1 protein-coding gene is annotated in these 592 nt (G+C 46.1%); it reads left to right on the plus strand.

What is annotated here, in order from left to right; translation table 11 throughout:
- Positions 1–592, plus strand: a 592-nt coding sequence (locus R8O11_RS29555) for a TRAP transporter large permease subunit (protein ID WP_318195168.1), incomplete at both ends; no start/stop codon positions are given.

The raw sequence follows: 592 nt of genomic DNA on the forward strand, positions 1-592 counted from the left end.
ATGATCGCTATCTACATTGCGGCGAGGATTAAGAATCTACCTAAGCAACCATTCGTGGGATGGAAAGAAACGTTTGATGCAGCCAAAGATGCAAGTTGGGGCTTGCTGCTGGTGGTGATCATCCTTGGCGGTATCTATGGCGGTATTTTCACACCAACAGAGGCTGCGGCAGTTGCGGCGGTGTACTCATTCTTTATCGCGAACTTTATATATAAAGACATGGGACCATTTGCTGATAAGCAAAACACCAAACCAGCGATCGTCAAAGTGATTCAGACCTTTGTCCATGAAGACACTAAGCATACCTTGTATGAAGCAGGTAAGCTTACCATCATGCTGCTGTTTATCATTGCTAATGCACTGATCTTAAAACACGTACTGACTGAAGAACGTATCCCTCAGATGATCACGGAATCGATGCTGTCTGCGGGTCTTGGACCAATTACGTTCTTGATAGTTGTGAACTTATTGCTCCTGATCGGTGGTCAGTTTATGGAGCCTTCGGGCTTATTGATCATCGTTGCTCCTTTGGTGTTCCCAATTGCCATTGCGCTGGGCATCGACCCAATTCACCTCGGTATCATGATGGTGG

Source organism: Vibrio sp. 1288 (genome assembly GCF_033344475.1).